This window comes from Cellulomonas septica (assembly GCF_012396155.1).
In the GTDB taxonomy this organism is placed as follows: Bacteria; Actinomycetota; Actinomycetes; order Actinomycetales; family Cellulomonadaceae; genus Cellulomonas; species Cellulomonas septica.
The window spans coordinates 1-4,374 of the sequence record NZ_JAAXOY010000286.1 but is presented as its reverse complement, the minus strand read 5'-3'; the positions used below and the strand labels follow the sequence as shown (position 1 = coordinate 4,374).

Here is a 4,374-nt window from a genome sequence, read left to right as displayed (position 1 = left end):
CGGGCGCTGCGGGCCGCAGCCGTGCAGGCCGGGTGCCCCGCGGGCGCGCTCAATCGGGGGCACGTGCAGGCCGTCGACGCGCTCCTCACGGACTGGCACGGGCAGGGTCCGGTGCCGCTGCCGGGCGGGGTCGCGGCCTCACGAGCGTGTGGCAGGCTTCTCCTCGGGCCGGCCCCGCCGGTGCACGACGAGCGACAGGAGCGGTGACGGTGGAGCCAGTCGACATGGGCGCGGACCTCGAGCGGGTCCTCCTCACCGAGGAGCAGCTGCACGCGCGGCTCGACGAGATCGCCGCGCAGGTCGACGCGGACTACGCGGGCAAGGACCTGCTGCTGGTCGGCGTCCTCAAGGGTGCGGTCATGGTCATGGCCGACCTGGCCCGGCGCCTGCACTCGCCCGCGCAGATGGACTGGATGGCGGTGTCGTCGTACGGCTCGGGCACCAAGTCGTCGGGCGTCGTGCGGATCCTCAAGGACCTGGACACGGACCTGCACGGCCGCCACGTCCTGATCGTCGAGGACATCATCGACTCGGGCCTGACGCTGTCGTGGCTGCTGTCGAACCTGCGCTCGCGCGGGCCGGCGTCGGTCGAGATCGCGACGATGCTGCGCAAGCCCGACGCCGCCAAGGTCGAGGTCGACGTCCGCTACGTCGGCTTCGACATCCCGAACGAGTTCGTCGTCGGCTACGGCCTGGACTACGCCGAGAAGTACCGCAACCTGCCGTTCGTCGGGACGCTCGCGCCGCACGTCTACGCGTGACCTGCGCGGGGCCGCCCCCGGCCGGTGATGTGCCCTGGGCGAACACCGCGGGTTGCCACAGGATCGCCGTGTAAGTTCGAAGGCCACCAGCCCTGCGAGCGGAGGATGAGGGGCCTGGCCCCGATCGCCCATGAACCTCAAGCGTCTTGCCCGCGGCCCGATCCTGTGGATCGTGCTCGCCGTCGTGCTCCTCTGGATCGGTGCGACCGCGCTCGCCACCCCGAAGGTCAGCCGGATCGACACCTCCGACGGCCTCGAGCTCCTGGCCGACGGCAAGGCGGAGTCGGCGAAGATCACCGAGGGACAGCAGAGGGTGGACCTCACGCTGTCCGAGGACTTCGTCAAGGACGACGAGAACTTCGGCGAGCGCGTGCAGTTCTACTACGTGGTCCCGCAGGGCCCCGCGGTCGCGGACGCCGTCGCGTCGGCCGACCTGCCGGACGGCTACACGTCCGAGGTGCCGCAGACGTCGTGGTGGTCGAGCCTGCTGGGCATCGTCCTGCCGTTCGTCATCATCCTGGCGATCTTCTGGTTCCTCATGTCGAACATGCAGGGCGGCGGCTCGCGGGTGATGAGCTTCGGCAAGTCGCGCGCCAAGCTGGTGAGCAAGGAGTCGCCGCAGGTCACGTTCGCGGACGTCGCGGGCGTCGACGAGGCGCTCGAGGAGCTCCAGGAGATCAAGGAGTTCCTCTCCGAGCCGGCGAAGTTCCAGGCCGTCGGCGCCAAGATCCCGAAGGGCGTGCTGCTGTACGGCCCGCCGGGAACCGGCAAGACGCTCCTGGCCCGCGCCGTCGCGGGTGAGGCGGGCGTGCCGTTCTACTCGATCTCCGGCTCCGACTTCGTCGAGATGTTCGTCGGCGTCGGCGCGAGCCGCGTGCGCGACCTGTTCCAGCAGGCCAAGGAGAACTCGCCGGCGATCATCTTCGTCGACGAGATCGACGCGGTCGGCCGGCACCGTGGTGCGGGTCTCGGCGGCGGGCACGACGAGCGCGAGCAGACGCTCAACCAGATGCTCGTCGAGATGGACGGGTTCGACGTCAAGACGAACGTCATCCTCATCGCCGCGACGAACCGCCCCGACATCCTCGACCCGGCGCTGCTGCGTCCCGGCCGGTTCGACCGGCAGGTCGCGGTCGAGCCGCCGGACCTCAAGGGCCGCGAGAAGATCCTCACGGTGCACGCGCAGGGCAAGCCGATGGCCCCGCACGTCGACCTCGTCGCCGTCGCGCGCCGCACGCCCGGGTTCACAGGTGCGGACCTCGCGAACGTGCTCAACGAGGCCGCGCTGCTCACCGCGCGCAAGAACGCGCAGATCATCGACGACCACGCGCTCGACGAGGCGATCGACCGCGTCATCGCAGGTCCGCAGAAGCGCACGCGCGTCATGAACATCAAGGAGCAGAAGATCACCGCGTACCACGAGGGCGGCCACGCCCTCGTCGCGGCGGCGCTGCGCTACACCGACCCGGTCACGAAGGTGACGATCCTGCCGCGCGGCCGGGCCCTCGGCTACACGATGGTCATGCCGACCGAGGACAAGTACTCGACGACGCGCAACGAGCTGCTCGACCAGCTCGCGTACGCCATGGGCGGCCGCGTCGCCGAGGAGCTCGTCTTCCACGACCCGACGACGGGTGCGAGCAACGACATCGAGAAGGCCACGGCCACCGCGCGCCGGATGGTGACGCAGTTCGGCATGAGCGCGCGTCTCGGCGCGATCCGGCTGGGCCAGGAGTCGAACGAGGTCTTCCTCGGCCGCGACGTGGGCCACCAGCGCGACTACTCGGAGGACGTCGCCGGGTCGATCGACCTCGAGGTCCGGGCGCTCATCGAGCGCGCGCACGACGAGGCGTGGGAGATCCTCGTCGAGTACCGCGAGGTCCTCGACGACCTGGTCCTCGAGCTCCTCGAGAAGGAGACGCTGAACGCCGAGCAGCTCGCCGAGATCTTCAAGCCCATCGTGAAGCGCCCGCCGCGTCGCGTGTGGCTGTCGAGCGAGCAGCGGGCCGTCTCGACGCAGGGTCCCGTCCTCACCCCGGCCGAGAAGGCCGCGCAGAACGGCCACCCGGTGATCCCCGAGGACGAGGCCGCGGTCGTCGGCGACGAGAACCCCGCGCGGAAGGTCGTCGAGCTCCCGCCCGAGCAGACGCCGGACACGCGCGGCTGGAGCCGGGACGGTGAGTGACGTGGTCGACGGCGTGCCGTCGACGATCGGTCCCGTGACGGGTGCCGGCCGCGCGGTCGGCGAGTACGACGAGAAGCGTGCCGAGGCCGCCGTGCGCGAGCTGCTGCTCGCCGTCGGCGAGGACCCGGACCGCGAGGGTCTGCTCGAGACCCCGGCCCGCGTCGCGCGCGCCTACCGGGAGATCTTCGCGGGCCTCTACCAGGAGCCCGCCGACGTCCTCACGACGACCTTCGACCTCGGCCACGAGGAGATGGTCATGGTCAAGGACATCGAGGTGTACTCGACGTGCGAGCACCACCTCGTGCCGTTCCACGGCGTCGCGCACGTCGGGTACATCCCCGGGGCCGACGGCCGGATCACCGGCCTGAGCAAGCTCGCGCGGCTCGTCGACGTCTACGCGCGCCGCCCGCAGGTGCAGGAGCGCCTCACGTCGCAGGTCGCCGACGCGCTCGTCGAGATCCTGCAGCCGCGCGGCGTGCTCGTCGTCGTCGAGTGCGAGCACCTGTGCATGTCCATGCGCGGCGTCCGCAAGCCCGGGTCGCGCACCGTCACCTCGGCCGTGCGCGGGCAGATGCGCGACGTCGCGACCCGCGCCGAGGCGATGAGCCTGGTCCTCGGCCGCTGACGCCCCTCGCGCAGCGCCCCTAGGCTCGGCACCGTGACCCGCCCCGACGCCACCGCGACGGCTTCCCCGCGCCGCCAGCCGGCGCCCCTGCCGGCGCACCTGCACGACGTGGGCCGCACCCTCGTCATGGGCGTCGTCAACGTCACGCCCGACTCGTTCTCCGACGGCGGCCGCTGGTTCACGCCGAACGCCGCGGTCGCGCACGGGCTCGAGCTGCTCGACCAGGGCGCGGACCTGCTCGACGTGGGCGGCGAGTCCACGCGACCGGGTGCGCGACGCGTGCCCGTCGAGGACGAGCTCGCGCGCGTCCTGCCCGTCGTCGAGGCGCTCGCGTCGCGCGGGGCGGCGGTGAGCGTCGACACGACGCGCGCGGTCGTCGCGCGGGCCGCCGTCGAGCGCGGGGCGGTGCTGGTCAACGACGTGTCCGGCGGGCTCGCCGACGACGACATGCCGGCCGCCGTCGCGGAGACGGGCGTCGCGTACGTCGCGATGCACTGGCGCGGGCACGCCGACGTCATGGACGACCTCGACCAGTACGGCGACGTCGTCAGCGACGTGCGCGCCGAGCTCGCGCAGCGCGTCGCGTCGCTGCGCGCGGCGGGCGTCGCCGACCACCAGGTCGTGCTCGACCCGGGTCTGGGCTTCGCGAAGCCCGGCGCGAGCAACTGGCCGCTGCTCGCACGCCTGCCCGAGCTCGTCGCCGACGGCTTCCCCGTCCTCGTGGGCGCGAGCCGCAAGCGGTTCCTCGGCCACCTGCTGGCCCGCCCCGACGGCACCCCGGCACCTCCGCTGGCCCGCGACCG

Annotated in this window: 5 protein-coding genes; all 5 read left to right on the top strand. The window is 72.2% G+C overall.

Annotated features, from left to right (window positions below):
• Positions 1-6 precede the first annotated feature (6 nt).
• A complete protein-coding gene (locus HGA02_RS21910; RefSeq protein WP_484482049.1) occupies positions 7-207 on the top strand; it encodes a hypothetical protein in 201 nt (66 codons plus the stop codon).
• Positions 208-224: 17 nt separating this feature from the next.
• A complete protein-coding gene (hpt, locus tag HGA02_RS11670) occupies positions 225-761 on the top strand; it encodes a hypoxanthine phosphoribosyltransferase (RefSeq protein ID WP_210728474.1) in 537 nt (178 codons plus the stop codon).
• Positions 762-891: 130 nt separating this feature from the next.
• Entirely contained in the window at positions 892-2,946 is a 2,055-nt protein-coding gene (gene ftsH, locus HGA02_RS11665; RefSeq protein WP_168679151.1) for an ATP-dependent zinc metalloprotease FtsH, read from the top strand.
• Positions 2,947-2,971: 25 nt separating this feature from the next.
• Entirely contained in the window at positions 2,972-3,571 is a 600-nt protein-coding gene (gene folE, locus HGA02_RS11660; RefSeq protein ID WP_168679153.1) for a GTP cyclohydrolase I FolE, read from the top strand.
• Between the two features lie 33 nt (positions 3,572-3,604).
• Positions 3,605-4,374 (top strand): dihydropteroate synthase (gene folP, locus HGA02_RS11655; RefSeq protein ID WP_425483060.1); only part of this gene is annotated, 770 nt, incomplete at its 3' end.